Source organism: Kribbella sp. NPDC048837, from assembly GCF_055586945.1.
Map to the genome: position 1 here is coordinate 86,813 of NZ_JBVJHF010000012.1, position 18,701 is coordinate 105,513.

17 protein-coding genes are annotated in these 18,701 nt (G+C 70.1%); 5 read left to right on the forward strand and 12 right to left on the reverse strand.

What is annotated here, in order from left to right:
- Positions 1 to 50: 50 nt before the first annotated feature.
- Positions 51 to 647, forward strand: a complete 597-nt coding sequence (locus tag ACZ6O0_RS40540) for a ParA family protein (RefSeq protein WP_465770402.1) — start codon at positions 51 to 53, stop codon at positions 645 to 647.
- A 49-nt stretch (positions 648 to 696) separates the two neighbouring features.
- On the opposite strand, the gene ACZ6O0_RS40545 is transcribed toward ACZ6O0_RS40540, so the two are convergent.
- From ACZ6O0_RS40545 to ACZ6O0_RS40560, 4 genes are all read right to left on the reverse strand, one after another.
- On the reverse strand, positions 697 to 1,845 hold the full coding sequence (locus tag ACZ6O0_RS40545) for an ROK family transcriptional regulator (RefSeq protein WP_465770403.1): 1,149 nt from the start codon (positions 1,843 to 1,845) through the stop codon (positions 697 to 699).
- A gap of 74 nt (positions 1,846 to 1,919) precedes the next feature.
- Positions 1,920 to 2,810, reverse strand: coding sequence for an oxygenase MpaB family protein (locus tag ACZ6O0_RS40550; protein ID WP_465770404.1), 891 nt, complete (start codon positions 2,808 to 2,810; stop codon positions 1,920 to 1,922).
- A gap of 69 nt (positions 2,811 to 2,879) precedes the next feature.
- Positions 2,880 to 3,440: a GNAT family N-acetyltransferase gene (locus ACZ6O0_RS40555; protein ID WP_465770405.1), complete on the reverse strand. Its 561-nt coding sequence runs from the start codon at positions 3,438 to 3,440 to the stop codon at positions 2,880 to 2,882.
- Positions 3,441 to 3,449: 9 nt separating this feature from the next.
- Positions 3,450 to 4,745, reverse strand: a complete 1,296-nt coding sequence (locus tag ACZ6O0_RS40560) for an XRE family transcriptional regulator (RefSeq protein ID WP_465770406.1) — start codon at positions 4,743 to 4,745, stop codon at positions 3,450 to 3,452.
- A 229-nt stretch (positions 4,746 to 4,974) separates the two neighbouring features.
- Between ACZ6O0_RS40560 and ACZ6O0_RS40565 the strand changes: the two genes are divergently transcribed.
- Positions 4,975 to 5,148: a hypothetical protein gene (locus ACZ6O0_RS40565; RefSeq protein ID WP_360368521.1), complete on the forward strand. Its 174-nt coding sequence runs from the start codon at positions 4,975 to 4,977 to the stop codon at positions 5,146 to 5,148.
- 357 nt (positions 5,149 to 5,505) lie between these two features.
- Here the strand turns inward: ACZ6O0_RS40565 and ACZ6O0_RS40570 are convergent, their stop codons facing one another.
- A complete protein-coding gene (locus ACZ6O0_RS40570) occupies positions 5,506 to 5,910 on the reverse strand; it encodes a MarR family winged helix-turn-helix transcriptional regulator (protein ID WP_465770407.1) in 405 nt (134 codons plus the stop codon).
- 29 nt (positions 5,911 to 5,939) lie between these two features.
- Here ACZ6O0_RS40570 and ACZ6O0_RS40575 point away from each other — a divergent pair, with 29 nt between their 5' ends.
- Positions 5,940 to 6,371: a MarR family winged helix-turn-helix transcriptional regulator gene (locus ACZ6O0_RS40575; protein WP_465770408.1), complete on the forward strand. Its 432-nt coding sequence runs from the start codon at positions 5,940 to 5,942 to the stop codon at positions 6,369 to 6,371.
- On the opposite strand, the gene ACZ6O0_RS40580 is transcribed toward ACZ6O0_RS40575, so the two are convergent.
- Together ACZ6O0_RS40580 and ACZ6O0_RS40585 are read right to left on the reverse strand one after the other, a co-directional pair.
- Positions 6,368 to 7,546 (reverse strand): GNAT family N-acetyltransferase, encoded by a 1,179-nt coding sequence (locus tag ACZ6O0_RS40580; RefSeq protein WP_465770409.1) that lies wholly within the window; start codon positions 7,544 to 7,546, stop codon positions 6,368 to 6,370. The genes ACZ6O0_RS40575 and ACZ6O0_RS40580 overlap by 4 nt on opposite strands.
- A 118-nt stretch (positions 7,547 to 7,664) precedes the next feature.
- Positions 7,665 to 9,119, reverse strand: coding sequence for an MDR family MFS transporter (locus ACZ6O0_RS40585; protein ID WP_465770410.1), 1,455 nt, complete (start codon positions 9,117 to 9,119; stop codon positions 7,665 to 7,667).
- Positions 9,120 to 9,279: 160 nt separating this feature from the next.
- Here ACZ6O0_RS40585 and ACZ6O0_RS40590 point away from each other — a divergent pair, with 160 nt between their 5' ends.
- Positions 9,280 to 11,538, forward strand: coding sequence for an NACHT domain-containing protein (locus ACZ6O0_RS40590; RefSeq protein ID WP_465770411.1), 2,259 nt, complete (start codon positions 9,280 to 9,282; stop codon positions 11,536 to 11,538).
- On the opposite strand, the gene ACZ6O0_RS40595 is transcribed toward ACZ6O0_RS40590, so the two are convergent.
- Positions 11,516 to 12,649: an MFS transporter gene (locus ACZ6O0_RS40595; RefSeq protein ID WP_465770412.1), complete on the reverse strand. Its 1,134-nt coding sequence runs from the start codon at positions 12,647 to 12,649 to the stop codon at positions 11,516 to 11,518. The genes ACZ6O0_RS40590 and ACZ6O0_RS40595 overlap by 23 nt on opposite strands.
- A gap of 461 nt (positions 12,650 to 13,110) precedes the next feature.
- Here ACZ6O0_RS40595 and ACZ6O0_RS40600 point away from each other — a divergent pair, with 461 nt between their 5' ends.
- Complete coding sequence (locus ACZ6O0_RS40600) at positions 13,111 to 13,431, forward strand: helix-turn-helix transcriptional regulator (RefSeq protein ID WP_465770413.1); 321 nt, start codon at positions 13,111 to 13,113, stop codon at positions 13,429 to 13,431.
- Here the strand turns inward: ACZ6O0_RS40600 and ACZ6O0_RS40605 are convergent.
- The 4 genes from ACZ6O0_RS40605 to ACZ6O0_RS40620 all read right to left on the reverse strand — a co-directional run bounded on the left by ACZ6O0_RS40605 (position 13,404) and on the right by ACZ6O0_RS40620 (position 18,697).
- Entirely contained in the window at positions 13,404 to 14,015 is a 612-nt protein-coding gene (locus ACZ6O0_RS40605) for a TetR/AcrR family transcriptional regulator (protein ID WP_465770414.1), read from the reverse strand. The genes ACZ6O0_RS40600 and ACZ6O0_RS40605 overlap by 28 nt on opposite strands.
- Positions 14,008 to 15,573 (reverse strand): AMP-binding protein, encoded by a 1,566-nt coding sequence (locus ACZ6O0_RS40610; protein ID WP_465770415.1) that lies wholly within the window; start codon positions 15,571 to 15,573, stop codon positions 14,008 to 14,010. Before ACZ6O0_RS40610 ends, ACZ6O0_RS40605 begins: the two co-directional genes overlap by 8 nt.
- A 65-nt stretch (positions 15,574 to 15,638) precedes the next feature.
- Positions 15,639 to 16,796, reverse strand: a complete 1,158-nt coding sequence (locus ACZ6O0_RS40615) for an acyl-CoA dehydrogenase family protein (RefSeq protein ID WP_465770416.1) — start codon at positions 16,794 to 16,796, stop codon at positions 15,639 to 15,641.
- Positions 16,793 to 18,697, reverse strand: a complete 1,905-nt coding sequence (locus ACZ6O0_RS40620) for an acetyl/propionyl/methylcrotonyl-CoA carboxylase subunit alpha (RefSeq protein ID WP_465770417.1) — start codon at positions 18,695 to 18,697, stop codon at positions 16,793 to 16,795. The genes ACZ6O0_RS40615 and ACZ6O0_RS40620 overlap by 4 nt, the downstream gene beginning before the upstream one ends.
- Between the last annotated feature and the right edge of the window lie 4 nt (positions 18,698 to 18,701).

The window sequence follows — 18,701 nt, forward strand, 5'->3', positions numbered from 1 at the left end:
AACGCCGACGACACGCCGGATTTCGGACAAAACCCGGTAAGTTCAGTCTCATGATCATCGTGACAGCTGCACTGAAGGGCGGGGTCGGGAAGACAACCACGTCGGTGTACTTGGCCGCGCTGGCATCTTCCAACCGTCGCACAGCCACTCTGGTCGACGCGGATCCACAAGGCAGCGCTGCCGACTGGATCGAGGCGTCCGACGACCAGCACCTGGCCAGGATCGAGATCGCCGAGGCGCCGACCGAGCGTCTCCTGAGCAAGGCACTGGACAAGGTGCCGCCGGAGGGCATCGGCATCGTCGACATGCCCCCGTCCCACGAGCGCCTGCTGAACAAGGCGCTCGAGCGGGCCCGGATCGTGATCATCCCGACCCGGGTGGGCGGGGTGGAGACGCCCCGGGTGAAGGCCGTGCTCGACCTGGTGCCGGACGGCATCCCGGCCGGGCTGGTGATCTGCTCGGCCCGCACCTACACCCGCAGTTATCAGGACGCGATGCAGCAGTACGCCGAGGAAGGCGTCCCGGTCTGGGGCACGATCCCGGAGCGGGTCTCCATCACCGCCGGCCCGACCGGTCCGCTGGCCGGGGACGGACTGGAGTCCTACAAGAAGGTCTGGCGCAAGATCCTGGCCGCCGCCCGCAGTTGACCGCCGCGCTCGGGGTTGGGCACGTGAACTCGCTCACGGGCCCAACCCTTCAGCGTTGCAGCGGAGGCTCGCCGCGGACGTACGAGCGGATGACGGTAGCCGCCGCGCCGCGGGCCCAGTTGTCGAAGGTGTGGGAGCGGAGCATCAGCCGGCAGTCGCCCGCGGCACCGAAGGCGTGGTCCGCGAACGCCTGCCGCATCCGTTCCTCGTAGAGGTCGTACTCCGCCACGCCCTCGCCCGCGATCACCACGAGCTCCGGCCCGACCAGGTTCACCATCGCGGCCAGCGCGGACCCGATCACCTCACCGGCCCGATCGAACGCTTCCCGCGCGTGCTCGTCGCCCTCGTGCGCCAGCTTGATCGCTCCGGCCAGATCCAGGTCCGCCCGGCCGGTCGTCTCCCGCGTCCGGGTCAGAATTGCATCCGACGAGGCAACAGTCTCCACGCAACCACGCCGGCCACACGTGCAGACGAGATCGCCCGGCGCCAGCGGGAGGTGGCCGAGCTCGCCGGAGACGCCGTACGCCCCGGACACGACCTCACCGTTGATGTAGAGGCCGCAGCCGATCCCGGAGCCGATCGTCACGACCGCGAACGAGTCCGCGTTCACGCCAACGCCGAACCAGTGCTCGGCCACCGTCAGCGCGCGTACGTCGTTCGTGACGACGATCGGCACCTTCAGCCGTTTGCCGAGCAGCTCAGCCACCGGAACGCCACGCCAGCCCATCAGCGGCGAGTCGCGCACCACGCCATGCCGAGCGTCCACGTCACCGGAGACCGCGACGCCGATCCCGATCAGCGGCCCGGCCATCGCCTCACCGGACTTGAGCGAACCGATCAGCGCCTTCACCAGCTCGGCCAGCCGGTCGATCACCACCTCCGGCGCGGTGTCGTCGAGCTTCTCGTGCCGAACGGTCAGGATCCCGGCGGTGAAGTCCGTGGTAACCCCGATCAGGTCGGTCGGCGTCACCTTCACCCCGATCACCGACACACTGCTCGGCACGACGGTCAGCGGGCTGACCGGGCGCCCGATGCCGAGCTGGCTGTCCACCTCGGCCGGCACCGACGGTTGGTCCGTGACGAACCCGGTCTCGATGAGCGGTGCGACCGCCTTCGTCACGGCCGCCTGGGACAGCCCGGTCCGGCGCGCGATCTCCACCCGCGGGATCGGGCCCTGGGTCAGAATTCTGGTCAGCACCTCGACTCCCGCCGGCGTGGCCAGGGGGAGCGGACGATGAGGACGCAGCGGCACGAGAACAACCTACCGGCGCGTCACGCCTCCGTGGCGATTTCTCCCAGAGTCGGAGACGTCAGCGCCCACCGGATCGTCCTGGTCAGGCCTTCGCCCGCGGCCCGGACGAGGGTTCGCTCGGCCAGCGGAAGGTACGGCAGCCGCAGCGGCCACCGGGTCCACCACGGCAGTAGTCCGACCGCGGCAGCCGTGAGTACGCCGTACGCCGGGCGGGCGGCCCACGGCACCGGCGGGTGCACGAGCATGAAGCGGGCGGCCTGGCGTGCTTCGGTCGTCCCGCGCAGCTCCGGCTGGTACTCGGTCAGCAGTTGCCGTAGCTCGGCCACCGTGGTCGGCGGGTCGACCACACCGAGCTTGCGGGCGACGAGTGCCGCGTCCTCGACGTACAGGTCCTGCTCGGTGGCGGTGAGCGGGTTGGCGCCGTACCTCTGGTGGGCGGCGAGGAAGCTGTCCACCTCGGCGACGTGCACCCACTTGAGCAGGTGTGGGTCGGACGCTCGGTACTTCACCCCGTCCGGACTGGTTCCCCGGACCCGCTCGTGCACGGCCTTCACGCGTGCGATCGCCTCCTCCGCGTCCGGGATCGCGCCGTACGTCGTGATCGCGAGGAAGTAGCTGGTCCGGCGCAAGCGGCCCCACGGGTCGCCACGGTAGCCGGAGTGCGCCGAGACCGCGGCCATGGCGAGCGGATGCAGTGACTGGAGCAGCAAAGCCCGCAGTCCGCCGGCGAACATCGACGCGTCGCCGTGCACCCGACGGATCGGGCTGTCCGGGGCGAACCAGCGCGGACCGGGAGTGTTGTGCACCCGGTCGCGCTCAGCGCGGGGATCCGGGCCCGCCACCTTCGTCATGATCATCCGCGCGAGCCCGTCGCGCAGCGGGTCCAGCGGTCCAGTGAGGGTGGCGGCCATACCCCCAGTGTGCCTCTAGCGCACTTAGACCAAGATCGGGAACTTCACCACCGCGGCGGTGAAGTGCTGTCAAGGCTCCAGGCGACTCGTAGGTGAACGGTCGGCGTACTCGTGCTGCAGGAGCGAGTAGAGCAGGGAGTCGCGCCACTGGCCGTTGGTGAAGACGTGGTCGCGGAGGTGGCCTTCGTAGCTGAAGCCGAGGCGTTTGACGACCGCGATCGACGCCTCGTTCTCCGGGCCGATGGCGGCGGTGACCCGGTGCCGTCCCTGGGTGGTGAACGCGAAGCGCAGCATCACCCGGGCGGCGTCCGTGGCGTAGCCGTGGCCCCAGTGGTCGGCGTGGATCGCGTAACCGAGCTTGGCGCCCCACGGTCCGCTCGGCGCGATCCGGGCGAAGCCGATGACGTGATCGTCGCCCCGGCGGGTGACGGCGAGCATGTGATCGGGCCGGTCCGCCCGCGCTGACCGCTCGATGATCCCGGCCAGCATCTCTGCCGCCTTCGCCCGGTCGTAGCTGTCGAAGGCCATCCAGGCGGTCACTCGGTCGTCGCCGGCGATGGCGAGGTAGTCGTCGAGGTCGGAGGTCCGGAATTCGCGCAGTGTGGTCAGGTGGCCGGGCAAAGGCTCCATTGGCGCAGGCTATCGGGAGAAGGTCTGCATCGGGGTCCGCGTGAAGGTCTCGATCTCTTCCTGCAGCTCCCGGGCGTCGTCCGCGCGCCCGGACTGCCGCAGCGCCTGGTGGACCCGGCGGGCCGAGTGCACCACGCCGTTGATCCGGCGCTCGGCCGGCAGGCCCAGCACCGGCGCGAGGGCGTCGGCCGCACCGTCCAGCTCACCGCTCGCGATCCGGGTGATCGCCATCGCGGCCTGGCTGCCGGCGGCGTCGCCGAAGGCCCACTCCGGGTGGTTCTGGTCGGTGTAGGCGTCCACTGCCTGGCTCGAGTACCGCTCGGCCTGCTCGACTTCACCAGGCAGCCAGGCGAGCGCGTCGGCGGCGTAGTACAGCTGGCGGTTGCGGCCGAAGGTGCACAGGCCGCCCATGTCGTCGAGGTCGTCGTTGCGCACCGAGTTCCAGGCCTCTTCGGCCCGCTCGAGCGCGGCGCGGGTGGCTTCGGGGTTGCCGAGCGCGGCCCAGGCGCGGGCCTCGCTGACCGGCAGCCAGACGCTGGTGGTGCTGTTGGCCTGCTCGGCGTACCCGGCGCCGAGCTGCGCGTACCGGACCGAGTCGTGCGGGTTGCCGGCCCAGTAGGAGACGAGGGACTGCAGGCCGCGCACCCAGGCGCGCAGGCCGTGGTGGTCGGCGTTGTCGGCGCACAGGAACGCGGTCCTCGCCTGCGTCAGGGCAGCATGCGGGTTACCGAGATCGTGGGACGCCTTGGCCAGCAGACCGCCGGTCACGCCGCCGAGGAAATACAGCTGCCGTAGGTGCTCCGGACGCTGCCTGCTCTCCAGCAGGGCGAAGACCAGGTCCTGGGTCTCGACCAGCTGGCCGAGGATCTCCGGCAGCGGGCGCTGCGGATAGGCCTTCGCGACGTGGCGTACGTCGTCGTACACCTGTTCCATGGCCTCGCTTCCGAGACCGGACTGGGCCGCGAGGGCAAACGCCCTCGCTCGGCTGGCAGCCATGTCGAGAACCTCCATCTCATTACCTGTCGTGATCCGTCCACTCGCGGCAGGTGCCGGCACCACCTGGGCAGCCTGCTCGGGGACGTACGGGGCGAAGAGTTCCTCGACCGGCTTGCCGAACATGCGTTGCAGGGTGCGCCGGGTCTGAGGAGTGGTGCCCGCGCGCTCGCCCGATGCGAGGCGCCGCAGGTGCCGCTCGGTGATGGTTCCACCCAGCTCGACGAACTCGGCGACGATCTCGGAGTAGGTCTGGTTCCGGCGCTGGATCAGGTGCGCCAGGACCGTCTTTGGCGTGTACCTCCCCGCCATCGTTCCTCCCGTTCACGTCAGATCAGACGTTGTCTCGACTCATGCCTCACGACAAGGTGCTGTCCCCCAGATGTCCGCGAGAGGTCCGGAAGAGGTCCGGCAAAGGTCCGGTCCAGGTCCTAGAGCGGTCACGTTGGGCTCGGGCACCATTACTGCCATGACAACCAGTAAGTCCAACTGGTTGCAAGGGCTCAGAGTTACGGGGTGAGAGGTAGTGAGCATCGCGGAGATGACGGCGAGGCAGCACCGGCGCAGAGTTCGGGTCTGGTTCGGCGAGCACGTGATCGCGCAGTACGTCGCGGAGGCGCCGCTGGCGGCCCGCTACGAGCAGGCGATGCGGCGCCGTTTCGCCGGCCTCCGCGTCACCAACGACCTGCTCGGCCCGCTCGACAGCACCGACTGAAACACCTGGATACCTCCGGGTCCTCCTCAGACCCGGTCCGCTGCGCCCTGGGGTCTCCTCACCTTCAGGGGCAGCTTCTGGAAAGGTCCGTGGCACTCCTCAGTCCCGGACGAAACCCCAGGTGCGGTCCGGGGCACTCCTCAGCTCCGGACCGCACCGCCCACCGGCCCGGCTGGGCCTGGCGGCTGAGTCCCTGTATCGCCGCCGCCCAGCCGTTCCAACCACCTCCTGGCCGACACCTCGGGCCAGGCAGGGCCGAGTGTCCTGGGCGGTAGGACACCGGAGGCTCCCGACACCTCACCGGGAGCCTCCCCCTGAGGTGGCCGGCTCCGCTGTGTGACCGTCGCGCCTGGGCGGTCACACAACGGAGCCCCTTAGGTTCTTGGCCATCCTCCGCAGGACGCCGACCGTCGCGACGTACTCCTGATCGCTGACACCTGCCGTCACCCGCCCGCGCTGAGCCTGGATCTTTGTGGTCAGCGCCTCGAGCGCAGCCTCGCCGGCGGGCGTCAGGTGATCGCCGCTCAGCCAGCCGCGCGCGACCAGCGGGTCGGTGACTGCCGCGAGTTCCGCCGGGTCGCCGGTCAGGAACGGTGCCAGCGCTGAGGCGATCGAGTCCGGCCCGGCGGCCGCGTTCAGCGCCTGCCACTGCCGGCGCGTCAGTCCGTCGGCCGCGAGGACCTGCTCGAACGACTCCTCGAGCAGTCGGTCCACCTCCTTCAGCCACCATCCGATAGGCTGGTTGTCATCTGACATATACATGTCAATGAGCATACGTTTTGGGAGGGCCGGTGGACAAGGCCGATCCGGTGGCCGCGGTGGAGTCCGCGATGATCGCCGTCCGCAGGCGCCAGACCCGCCGGACGTTCGCGGTGCAGGCCGGCGGACCCGATCCGGTGCAGGAAGTGCTCGACGCGATCGAGGCGGCCGAGCCGGAGCCGCTCGGCGTCAACGGTGTCTCGGCCGCGCTGGCGGTGGACCAGCCCCGGGCGAGCAAGCTGGTGGCCGCGGCGGTCGCGGCGGGCCTGGTACGGCGGGAGGCCGACCAGCGGGACGGACGTCGTACGAACCTCGTGCTGACCGCGGCCGGCAGGGAGCAGCTCGAGGCGGTCCACGCGTACCGCCGGGAGCGCTTCGCCGCCGCGATGGACGACTGGACCGCCACCGAACGCGAGTCCTTCGCCGACCTCCTGACCCGCTTCGTGACCGCCCTGGACCGCTAGATGTCCGCTTCCGGTCCGGTCACGTACACAGCGAAGGGAGCATCAGGCTGGACCTCGGGTGAGCCTTCGACCCAGCCTTCCGCGGTGATCTCGCCCGCGTAGGTCATGCCGAGCCGTTCCATCACGGCTCGGGACGCACGGTTGTGCCGCTCGGTGAACGCGATCACTGCCTGCGCGCCCAGGGTCCCGAACGCGAAGTCCAGCCCGGCCCGCCCGATCTCGGTCGCCAGCCCACGACCCCGCGCCGACGCGACCAGCGCCCATCCCAACTCCAGCCGGTCGACCGCCCACTCCGGCCCGACCAACTCGGCAATCGCCGATGCGACCGGCGCATCCGCCGCCATCCGGGACAACCCACCCCGCCCGGCCAACACCCCACCCCGCCCAGCCAAAACTCCACCCGAGCCTGGCCGCGTACCGCCCGAGCTACCCCGCGGACCGCCCGAGCCGTCCGGTGCATCACCCGAGCCGTCCGGTGCATCACCCGAGCCGTCCGGTGCATCACCTGAGCCGGCGGGGGCGTCGGTGGTGGGCTGTGCGTCGCGTTCGTACGCGATCCACTTGCTGACGCCGTCGCGGTCCCAGGCGGTCCGGAAGCCGGCGGCTCGCCGGGTCGCCTCCTCCGGCGACCAGGATGCGTCGTACCAGTGCGCCACCACCGGGTCCGCGAACAGGCTGACCAGGTCCGCGACATGTCCGGGCAGGACCCCGTTCGGTCCGGTGATCGGTTCTAGCCGGAGGCGATCGCTGAACCTGGTCCGGACGGTGTGCGCCACCAGGTCCCGCAGCCGCCGGTCGCCGTCGGTGCGGTTCTCCATCATCAGTTCGAGGTCGTCCGGCCCGACCCACGCCGACGCGTCGTGCTTGCCGGCTTCGAGGCGCGGCCGGCTGAGGTCCCCGTCGACGGTGATCAGGTAGTCGAGCTCACGCCGTACGCGGCCCTCGTACTCCCACTCCCAGTCGGCGACGTTCCACAGCACATCGCGGACCTTCCACCCGGTCTCCTCTTCGACCTCCCGCACCAGCGCCTGCTCCGGCGTCTCTCCCGCCTCCAGATGCCCACCGACGATGTCCCAGATCCCCGGAAACAACCGCCGCTCCGCCGTACGCCGCTGCACATAGACCCGCTGCCGCTCGTCCCGAATCAAAGCACCCACGCAGTCGACAACACGCATGCTGCCAACCTAGGCCCACCGCCCTAAGCCCTCACCGATACCCGGTGCCGCCGCACGGACATCGATTGTGCTCATACCCCAGTTCGGAGTAGGTGCCGCTGCTGGCGGCCGCACGAGATCAGCGGTTGGCGAGGGGGTGTTCGGCGATTCGGTTGGGCATGAAGAGGACCGCGACGACGAGGAGTACGGCGGCGGCCGCGGCGCCGTAGTACACGTCGTGGATGGCGGGGGCGAGCACTTCGCCGGGGAGCTTCTCCAGGTCGGCGTGGCTGTCGCCGAGGCGGGCCGCGACCACACCGTTGGCCACGGCACCGAAGGCGGCGACGCCGACCGCGCTGCCGACCGAGCGGGAGAACATGTTGGCGCCCGTCACCACGCCCCGCGTCGTCCAGTCCACCGACGACTGCGCGGCCACGACCGACGGCGACGCGGAGAACCCGAGGCCGATGCCGATCACGAAGCAGGCCGCGGCCAGATGCAGTACGGCGCTGCCGGAGTCGACCGTGAGCAGCAGACCCGACCCGAGTACGACGATGATCGCGCCGAAGAGCATCGTCGTGCGGAACCCGAGCCGCAGGTAGATGCGCCCGGCAAGCGATGCCGCGATCGGCCAGCCCAGTGTCATCGCGGCCAACGCGAACCCGGCGACGAGGGCCGACGTACCGAGCACGCTCTGCGCGTACAGCGGGACGTACGTCGACAGCCCGATCATCAACAGGCCGATCAGCAGCGCGGCCGAGTTGGCCGAGTTCAGGACGCGCTGACCGAGCACCCACAACGGCAGGATCGGCTCGGCGGCGCGACGTTCGACCAGGACGAACACGGTCAGCAGGATCGCTGCCCCGGCGAGGATCGTGATGCTCGCGCCGGAGTCCCAGGTCCACATCACGCCGCCCTCGAGCAGGCCGAGCAGCAGCAGGGAGCCGCCGACCGCGAGCAGGACGGCGCCGCTGTAGTCGATCTGGTGGCTGGCCCTCCGGGCGACGTTCTCCTCGAAGCGGCGCAGCAGCACCCAGGCGGCGGCGAGGCCGAGCGGGATGTTCACGAAGAAGATCCAGCGCCAGGAGATGTAGTCCGAGAACACCCCGCCGAGCGTGGGACCGACGAACGACGCGATCCCCCACACGCTGGCGATGTAGCCCTGCACCTTGGCCCGCTCCGCGACCGTGTAGATGTCGCCGACGATCGTCATCCCGATCGGCTGGATCGCGCCCGCGCCGAGCCCCTGGACCAGCCGGAACGCGATCAGCGCCGGCATGCTCCAGGCGAACCCGCACAGGATCGAGCCGAGCACGAACAGCCCGACGCCGAGCAGCATGATCGGCTTCCGGCCACGCAGGTCGGCGAGCTTGCCGTAGATCGGCACCGACACCGCCTGGGCCAGCAGGTAGATCGAGAACAGCCAGGGGAACTGGGTGAATCCGCCGAGGTCGTCGACCACCGACGGTACGGCGGTGGCCAGGATGGTGGCGTCGATCGCGACCAGCCCGACGCTCAGCATCACCGCGAGCAGGATCGGCCCCCGCTCCGACCGGAGCCCCACACTCGCCCGGTCGATCCGCTCAGTAGTCATATCAGTGATCAATGTATGTGATGTGACAACAATTCCCCCACCCCGCGATCCACCAGGCGGACCAGGAGGCGGCCGCGATCCTCGGCTGCGCTCCCGGGACGGTGCCGCCGGGGCACGCGCAACTGGGCACGGTGGGCTAACCGGCTACTACGCTCCGGGGGTGAGGATTCGGGAGGGGATGGTGCGGGCCGTCGTGCTCGTGGTGACCGTGTCGCTCACCCTGGTGCTGCTGCCGATCGCCATCAACGTCGGCACCGGCGGCACCGCACCCGCGTTCCTCGAGCCGTACGCCCGCTGGACCTGGCCCCTGATCGGACTCCTCTGGCTGGTCGCGATCATCACCGCGCTGTTCGAGTTCCGCAGCCGCCGCCTCCCGACCGTCTCCGGCCGGAGCGCCGACCAGCCGCGCAACCGACCGAACGCGCTGGCTCGCGTCGACCGCTACCTGTCCCAGCGTCACGCCGGTTCGCTCGCCTCCCGCACCCGCATCGCGCTCGCTCTCGACGAACGCCCAGAGGCAGTGCTGCGCCCGTACGACCTGATGGTGCAGCCGCTCGACAGCACTCCGCGCCAGGTGCCGGACGAGACCGACATCGCCGCCGTGTTCGACGAGCTCCAGGACTCCATGCTGATCCTGGGCGCACCGGGCGCCGGCAAGACCACTCTGCTGCTGGAGCTCGCCCGCAACCTCGCCGAGCAGGCACATGCCGACGAGAGCAAGCCGATCCCCGTCCTCATCGACCTGGCCGGCTGGACCGCGCAACCATCGCGCAAGGAAGACGACGACCCACTCGACAGTCCCATCCTGGCCGGCTTCGTCCGCTGGCTCCTGTTCGAGCTGAGCACTCGCTACGGCATCCCCGCCGCCGTCGGCCGCACCTGGTTGCGCCGCGGTCGCCTCGCCCTCCTCCTCGACGGCCTGGACGAGATCGCCAAGCCGAACCGCTCCAAGCTCGCACCGGTCCTCGAAGAGCTCCGCCGCCGCTATCTGATCGGCAAGCTCGCGGTCACCTGCCGCACCCAGGACTACGAGCTCCTCCCCGACCAGCTCAGCCTGTACGGCGCTGTGCACATCAGACCGCTCACCAGACAGCAGGTGCTCGACTACTTCGCCGCGGTCGGACCAGAGCTGGACGGAGCCCGCGCGGCGATCGAGCAGGACGACGCCCTCTGGGATCTGGTCAATTCACCGCTGATGCTGAACGTGACGATCCTCGCCTACCGAGGCCGGGCCCCGGAGGAGGTCGTCGCCGGCGGCGTCGCGGACGTTCGCCGCGAACTGTTCGACACCTACATCTGCGAGGTCCTGGCCCGGAACCGCTCGACCGCCCGCCAGTACGACACCAAGACCACGGTCCGCCGTTTGTGGTGCCTGGCCTGGTGGACTCGCAGCCGCGCCGGCGACCGGACCGTCGTACCCAGGTGGCTCACCCCGAACGGCTGGTACGGACTGCAGTTGCACGAGGTGGACTACCTCGCACACACGGTCTGCCTGCCCGCACTCTTCGCCGCCCTCGCCGCGGGCACGACTCTCGTGACGCTTGCGCAGTACGGCGTACTCGCCGGACTGGCCGTGGCCGGAGTCGCACTGCTCCTGGTCCACCTCCGCCCGCATCCGTGGCAGAAGTTCAGCGGCCCCAGACCGGAGTGGGTGCCACTCCTGGCGCTGACGCTCCTCGCAGGTACGGCGACCACCGTCGTCCTCACGGTCGCCGCCTTGGGCCTGGTCGAGCTGCTCCCGGTCTGGCTGGCGCTCGGCATCGAGGCGGCCGCGATCGCAGCGTCGTACGTGGTCGAGCTGATGGTCTTCCACGACAACCGGCGTCGCTTGCTGCTCGCGGTCCGGCTGGCCGTGGTGGTCGCCGCCAGCTGGCTGACGCTCAGCCTCGGTCACGATGGCCGCAGCTTCGCGGCCGGGCTCGCGATCGGACTGCTGGTTGCCCAGGGCATCCGGATGGTGAAATCGCTGCCGACCGACCATCTGGTCAGCTCCGCGACCGGGCAAGGCTGGCGCATGGACCCGTGGGTCCTCGGCGGCAGCGCGGCCGGTTTCCTGGTCGCACTGGCTCTCGGTGCGGACCTGGCGTCCCCCAAGCTCGAGGCGGTCGTCGGTGTGATCGTCGGTGCCGTCGCCGCGAAGGCCTGGCGGCGCCGGCCGCCGGTGTTCGCCGGCCCGATGTCCCGCCTGCTCCACGACTTCCTGCTGCGCTGGACCGGATACCTGCCCTGGCTCCGTGGGGCCTTCCTCCGGTACGCCGCCGACCGGTACGTGCTCGCCCGCACCGGACGCGGTGAGTACTCCTTCATCCACCTGCTCGTCCGCGATCACCTCGCCGAATGCTCACCCGACCAGCTGGCCGCGAAGGTCGACCACCGCATCGCCGAGCGCGCGGCACTCAGTCCACGACCGGTTCGGTGATGGCGTAGCCGATCAGGCTGCAACTGAGCACCAGCGCGATGAGCGTGCTGAGTGCGAGGCGCAGTGACGTGTGCTCGGCGACCGTCCCGAGGATCGGAGTGGCGACCCCACCGATGCTGACCGCGAGGCCGAGCGTCATCCCGCCGGCGGTGCCGACGCGGCCGGGCAGGAAGTCCTGGCCGAGTGTGACGTGCAGCGAGAACGGGATCGACAGCGCGATTGCGGTGACGGCGAGGAAGCCGAAGAACGCCGGCCCGGGCACGAACACCAGTCCCGCGATCGCCGGTACGGCGACGGCGTACGACGTCCGCAGGGTCCGGACCCGCCCGTAGCGGGTGGCGAACCGGCCGCCGAGCAGCGTCCCGAACGCGCCGGCCGCGAAGAGGACGAACAGCGCCACCCCGCCGGTCGTCGTGCCGCCGCCGACCCGCTGGCCGGCGTACAGGGCGATGAAGGTGCCGAGCCCGACGAAGACGATCGACCGGCAGACCATGATCGCCGACAACCGCAGGAACGACGCCCAGTCGTCGGCGCCGGCCGCCGTGGATTGGTTGCTGGCAGCAACCAGATGCGCGGATCGCAGCGCGAGCCGGGTGATCGCCGCGCCGACGAGCGCGGGGACGATCAGCAGCGGGGTCAGCGACAGCCCGCCGACCGCGACGATCGGCGTGACCAGCACCGGCGCCAGCGCGAACCCGACGTTCCCGCCGACCGAGAACCAGCTCATCCCGACATGGCTCCCGCCGCTCACCGCCCGCGCCATCCGCGCGGCCTCCGGGTGGTACGCCGCCACGCCGAGCCCGGCCAACGCCGCGGCCAGCCAACTCAGCCAGTACGACGGCCCGACGCCGAGCAGCGCGATCCCCAGCCCGGCGGTCGTCATCGCGACCGGGATCAGCCAGGTCAGCGGCCTCCGGTCGGTCAGTACGCCGAACACCGGCTGGACCACCGAGGACAGCAACGTCGCGGCCAAGGTGATCCCGGACACCGCGACGTACCCGAGCCCGCGCTCGGCGACCAGGAACGGCACCAGTGCCGGCACACAGCCCTGGTACACGTCGACGCACGCGTGCCCGATCGCCATCAGCCCGATCGGTCGAAGTCTCCGCACGCCCTCGATCGTCGTCGCCGGTCGCCCTGTCCGGCTTCCGATAAAATGCCAATCCATGCCGGAAACCCGCCAGCGTCCCGCGAACACCGGCTTCCAGCCGATCCCGGCCGGAGGCGGCATCGAAGCGCACTGGCACGACCGCAACCAGATCGTGTACGCCGGCCGCGGCGTCCTCTCCGTCACCACCGACGCCGGCAGCTGGATAGCACCCGCCACGCGCGATCTGGGTCCCCGCCGGCACCCTCCACCAACACCGCGCCTACGGCGAAACGGCCCTCCACACAGTCGGCCTCACCGAGAACCCACTCAGCCTGAACACTCCGTCAGCTCTAGTAGTCAGCCCACTGCTTCGAGAACTGATCCTCACCTTCACAGCAGGTGAGGGAGATCAGGATGAGCGGCGGCGGTTGCATTCGGTGTTGCTGGATCAACTGCGGCGGTCGCCGCAGCGGCCTACGTATTTGCCTACGCCAACCGACCCAAGGCTGGCCGCCGTCTGCGACCTGTTGCGCGGCGACCCCGCGGACACCAGGACGCTGACCGAGCTCGGCCGGCAGGTCGGTGCGAGTGAACGCACCCTGAGCCGCCTCTGCAAAGCAGACCTCGGCATGACCTTCCCCCAGTGGCGCACCCAGCTCAGACTCCACCACGCGCTCAGACTGCTCGCCGAAGGACGCCAGGTGACCCAGGTGGCTCACCAAACCGGCTGGGCTTCGACCAGTGCGTTCATCGACACCTTCCGTCGCGCCTTCGGTCACACCCCAGGCTCCCGCAAGGCCTGATCGAGAATGCGGCTCCACTGCCGCACGATCCCCCGTCGACGCACACTGTCATCCGTCAGCAGATCAGCCAGCCCCAGCCCACGAGCCATGTCCAGCACACCCTGCACGGTCTCCCGCACCCCAGGAGTCCGTTCACTCACCTCGAGCACCTCGAGCAGCGCCCGGTGCGCCTGACGCCCCACATGCGCCTCCAGCCGGACGATCTGCTTCCGCAACGCCTCCTCGGTCGACGCCGCGACCCACAGATGCAGCGCAGCCCGGAACAACGGCCCGGTGTAGACATCGGCCAGCATCCCGACGATCGCCTCGGTCCGCCCGGGGCCGCTGGGCAGCCGGCCGGCCTGCGCGCGGATCTCCGCCAGCCGCACCTCGGTCATGTACTCGACCGCCGCCGCGAACAGATCCGCCCGCGTCGGGAAGTGGTGCTGCGCCGCCCCCCGCGACACCCCGGCCCGGGTCGCCACGACGCTCACCGTCGTCGCGGCGTACCCGACCTCGGCCAGCGACTCGACCGCGGCCTCGAGCAACCGCTGCCGCGTCGCCCGGCTACGGTCCTGCTGGGGTGCCTTGAGGGCTTCACTCACGGGCGGACTCGCGGGCTCGCAACTCACGCCGCAGGATCTTGCCCGACGCGGCCTTCGGCACCGCGTCGATGAACTCGACCTGCCGCACCTTCTTGTACGGCGCCACCCGCGCGGCGACGTACTCCATCACGTCCTCGGCGGTCAGCGAGGCACCCGGCATCGGCACCACGAACGCCTTCGGCACCTCGTTGCCATCGGCATTGACCCCGATGACCGCGGCGTCCGCGATCCGGTCGTCGGTGAGCAGCACCGCCTCGAGCTCGGCCGGCGGCACCTGGTAACCGTGGTACTTGATCAGTTCCTTCACCCGGTCGACGACGTACAGATAGCCGCGCTCGTCCACCCGGCCGATGTCGCCGGTGTGCAGCCAGCCGTCCGGGTCGACGGTCGCGTCGGTCTCGGCCGGGCGGCCCAGGTAGCCCTTCATCACCTGCGGGCCGCGGATCCAGATCTCCCCGGTCTCCTCGTCGCCCACGTCGTTGCCATCGGCGCCGACGAGCCGCATCTCGGTGGACGGGAAGAGCTTGCCGACAGCACCGGCCGGCGGGTCGACGTCGTCCTGCGGTACGGCGTGCGTCCCCGGCGACAACTCCGTCATCCCGTAGGCCTGCAGCACCGCGTGCAACCCGAGCCGCTTCGCGCACGCCTCGGCCAGGTCGCCGTCCAGCGGCGCCGCCGCCGACGTCACGTGCTTCAGCGCGGACAGGTCGACCGCGTCCACCGCCGGGTGCTTGGCCAGCGCGAGGACCACCGGCGGGGCGACGAACGCCCGGGTGATCTTCTGCTGGTCGAGCGTGGTCAGGAACTGCTGCAGGTCGAACTTCGGCAGCACCACCACGGTCGCGCCGAGCCGCAGCGGCAGGTTCATCAGCACCGACAGGCCGTAGATGTGGAAGAACGGCAGGATCGCGATGATCCGCTCGTCCTGCCCGAGCGTGATCATCACCTCGGCCTGCGAGATGTTGGTGGCGATGTTGCGGTGCGTCAGCATCACGCCCTTGGCGGCGCCGGTGGTCCCGCTCGAGTACGGGAGTACGGCGACGTCCTCGGCCGGGTCGATCGTCACCTCCGGCTCGGGCCCGGTCGACGCCAGCAGCTCCAGCACCGAGCGGTACCCCTCGGCCTGGTCGCAGACGAAGATCTCGGTGACGTCCGTACCCTCGACGGCCGCGGTCGCGACCGGGAGGAACAGCGAGATCGTCACCAGCAGCTTCGCCTTCGAGTCGACCAGCTGCTTGTGCAGCTCGTCGGCGGTGTACAGCGCGTTGACCGTGGTCACCGTCGCGCCGGCGCGGGTGGCACCGTAGAAGACCGCCGGGTAGAGGATCGTGTTCGGGCTGTGCAGCGCGATCACGTCGCCGTGCCGGATGCCGAGCTCGGCGAGCCCGGCCGCGATCCGCCGCGTCATGCCGTCGAGCTGGGCGTAGCTGAGCTCCTTCCCGGTCACGCCGTCGATCATGGCCGGCCGGTCGCCGTATTCCTGGGCGCGGCCGAGGACGGCGTCGTGGATCGGTACGTCGAGGATCTCGACGGGCGGGAACTGGCTGGTGATGATCATGGCCTTGACCCCTTCTGCGCTGGTGGCAGGAACTGTGGCCTACTCGGGAGTAGTTGTGGAAGACCTCAGTACGACTTGGGCAGTCCGAGGCTGTGCTGGGCGACGAAGTTGAGGATCATCTCCCGGCTGACCGGCGCGATCCGGGTGGCCCGCGCTGCCGCGACCAGCGAGGCGACGCCGTACTCCTTCGTCATGCCGTTGCCGCCGAGCGACTGGACCGCTTGGTCGGTCGCCCGGACGGCCACCTCGCCGGCGGCGTACTTCGCCATGTTCGCGGCCTCACCCGCGGCCAGGTCGTCGCCCGCGTCGTAGAGGGCGGCGGCCTTCTGCATCATCAGCCGGGCCAGCTCGAGCTCGATCTTGATCTGGGCGAGCGGGTGCGCGATGCCTTGGTGGGCGCCGATCGGCGTCTTCCAGACCTGGCGGTCCTTGACGTACGCGGTCGCCTTGTCGAGCGCGTGCCGCGCGATCCCGACCGCGAACGCGGACGCCATGATCCGCTCCGGGTTCAGCCCCGCGAACAGCTGCATCAGCGCCGCGTCCTCGGACCCGACGAGCGCCTCGCGCGGCAGTCGTACGTCGTCCAGGAACAAGGCGAACTGCTTGTCCGGGCTGATCAGGTCCATCTCGATCTGCTGGTACTCCACCCCGGGCGCGTCCACCGGGACGATGAACAGCGCCGGCTTGAGCTTGCCGGTGCGCGCGTCCTCGGTCCGGCCGACCACGAGCACCGCCTGGGCGACGTCGAGCCCGGAGATGAACACCTTGCGCCCGGTCAGCGACCAGCCGTCGTCGGTCCGGCGCGCGGTCGTGGTGATCTCGTGCGAGTTCGAGCCGGCGTCGGGCTCGGTGATCGCGAACGCCATGATCGTCGTACCGTCGGCCAGGCCGGGCAGCCAGCGCTGCTTCTGCTCGCCGGTGCCGAAGCGGGCGATCACCGTGCCGCAGATCGACGGCGAGACCACCATCATCAGCAACGGGCAGCCGGCCGCGCCGAGCTCCTCGAGCACGATCGACAGGTCGGCCATGCCGCCGCCCCCGCCGCCGTACTCCTCGGGCAGGTTCACGCCGAGGTAGCCGAGCTTGCCGGCCTCCAGCCACAGCTCGGTCGTGTGGCCGCCGCTGCGTGCCTGCTGGTTGAACCAGTCGTAGCCGTACTTCTTGCCCAACTCGCCGACGGCCTTCCGCAGCGCCTGACGTTCCTCGGACTCGATGAAGCTCATGCTTCTTCCTCCCCAACGACCGCCAGCACGGCGCCGACCTCGACCTGTTGTCCCGCTTCGACCCTGAGCTCACTGAGCACGCCATCGGCTGGCGCGGCGATGGTGTGCTCCATCTTCATCGCCTCCAGCCACAGCAACGGCTGCCCTTGTTCGACCACGTCACCCACCCGAACGCCGACCCGGATCACCGTCCCCGGCATCGGCGCCAGCAGCGATCCCGCCGACACCTGCTGCGCCGGGTCCGTGAACCGCTCCACCGGGGTGAGGCTGACGCTCCCGAGCGACGAGTCGACACACACCAGGCCGTCGTACGCCGCTACTTCGAAGGTACGCCGTACGCCGTCAACCTCCAGCACCACGTGCTCCGGGGCGCTGCCGACGAGCTGAACGTTGCCCTCAGCAACAAGCCCGTCGCGGGTCAGCCGATAGGCCACCTCGTGCGTCACGTCGCCGACCCGGTAGCTCTTCCGCTGCGGCTGCGACGGCAGGTTCCGCCACCCACTCGGCACCCGCACCCGCTGTACCCGCCCGGCCGCATCCGCCAATGCGGCCGCCAACGCCGACACCTTCACCACCGCGTCGTCCTGAACTGCCCTGATCCCGTGCCGCTCGAAGAACCCGGTGTCCGTATCCCCCGCCAGAAACGCCGGATGTCCCAGAACCCACACCAGCAGATCCCGGTTGGTCCCCACCCCATGGATCGTCGCCCGCCGCAACTCCCCAGCCAGCCGCCGAGCGACAGCAGCCCGCTCCGGCCCCGACGCAATCACCTTGGCCAGCATCGCGTCGTAGTACGGCGAAACCTCCGACCCGTCCTCCACCCCGGAGTCCACCCGCACCTCGGGCGACACCGCGAACCTCCGCACCACTCCCGTCTGTGGTTGCCAGTCATTGGCCGGATCCTCCGCGTACAACCGCACCTCGATCGCATGCCCGCGCGTCGGAGGTGGTTCGGGTGGCAACTGCTCGCCGGCCGCGACCGCGAACTGCAGCTCCACGAGATCCAATCCAGTGGTCTCTTCCGTGACCGGGTGCTCGACCTGGAGGCGCGTGTTCATCTCCAGGAAGTAGAAGTTCCCCCGCTCGTCAGCCAGGAACTCCACCGTCCCCGCCCCCACGTAGCTGATCGCGGCGGCCGCCTTCCGCGCGGCCTCGAACAGCTCACCGCGCATCGCCGGGATGCGCTCGACCAGCGGCGACGGCGCCTCCTCGATCACCTTCTGATGGCGGCGCTGGATGGAGCACTCGCGCTCACCGACCGCCCAGATCGTCCCGTGCCGATCCGCCATGATCTGCACCTCGATATGCCGCCCGGCCGCGAGGTACCGCTCGCAGAAGACCGTCCCGTCCCCGAACGCGGACAACGCCTCGGCGGACGCCGCCTCGATCTCACCCGGCAGCTCCTCCAGCCGCGAGACCACCCGCATCCCACGCCCACCACCGCCGGCCGACGCCTTCACCAGCACCGGCAGATCCTCCGCCGAGACCTCAGCCGGCGTCAGCTCAGCCAGCACCGGCACCCCCGCCGCCGACATCAGCTTCTTCGCCTCGATCTTCGACCCCATCGAGGAGATCGCATCCACCGGCGGTCCGATCCACGTCAGCCCCGCGTCGATCACCGCCTGCGCGAACCCGGCGTTCTCCGACAGGAACCCGTAGCCCGGGTGCACCGCATCCGCACCGGCCCGCAGCGCCGCCTCGACGATCAGCTCACCCCGGAGATAGGTCTCGCCAGGCGTGTTGCCAGGCAGATGGACGGCCGCATCCGCCTCAGCCACATGGGGCGATCCCGCGTCGGCGGTCGAATGGACAGCGACCGTGGAGAGTCCGAGCGACCGGGCTGTACGGAAGATCCGCCGAGCGATCTCGCCCCGATTGGCCACCAGCACCGAAGAGAACATGCGC

Excerpts from the sequence above, each read along its gene's own strand:
- ACZ6O0_RS40540 (WP_465770402.1), top strand. The coding sequence starts at position 51 with ATGATCATCGTGACAGCTGCACTGAAGGGCGGGGTCGGGAAGACAACC.
- ACZ6O0_RS40550 (WP_465770404.1), bottom strand. The coding sequence starts at position 2,810 with ATGGCCGCCACCCTCACTGGACCGCTGGACCCGCTGCGCGACGGGCTC.
- ACZ6O0_RS40555 (WP_465770405.1), bottom strand. The coding sequence starts at position 3,440 with ATGGAGCCTTTGCCCGGCCACCTGACCACACTGCGCGAATTCCGGACC.
- ACZ6O0_RS40560 (WP_465770406.1), bottom strand. The coding sequence starts at position 4,745 with ATGGCGGGGAGGTACACGCCAAAGACGGTCCTGGCGCACCTGATCCAG.
- ACZ6O0_RS40565 (WP_360368521.1), top strand. The coding sequence starts at position 4,975 with ATGACGGCGAGGCAGCACCGGCGCAGAGTTCGGGTCTGGTTCGGCGAG.
- ACZ6O0_RS40570 (WP_465770407.1), bottom strand. The coding sequence starts at position 5,910 with ATGTATATGTCAGATGACAACCAGCCTATCGGATGGTGGCTGAAGGAG.
- ACZ6O0_RS40580 (WP_465770409.1), bottom strand. The coding sequence starts at position 7,546 with ATGCGTGTTGTCGACTGCGTGGGTGCTTTGATTCGGGACGAGCGGCAG.
- ACZ6O0_RS40585 (WP_465770410.1), bottom strand. The coding sequence starts at position 9,119 with ATGACTACTGAGCGGATCGACCGGGCGAGTGTGGGGCTCCGGTCGGAG.
- ACZ6O0_RS40610 (WP_465770415.1), bottom strand. The coding sequence starts at position 15,573 with ATGATCATCACCAGCCAGTTCCCGCCCGTCGAGATCCTCGACGTACCG.
- ACZ6O0_RS40615 (WP_465770416.1), bottom strand. The coding sequence starts at position 16,796 with ATGAGCTTCATCGAGTCCGAGGAACGTCAGGCGCTGCGGAAGGCCGTC.
- ACZ6O0_RS40620 (WP_465770417.1), bottom strand. The coding sequence starts at position 18,697 with ATGTTCTCTTCGGTGCTGGTGGCCAATCGGGGCGAGATCGCTCGGCGG.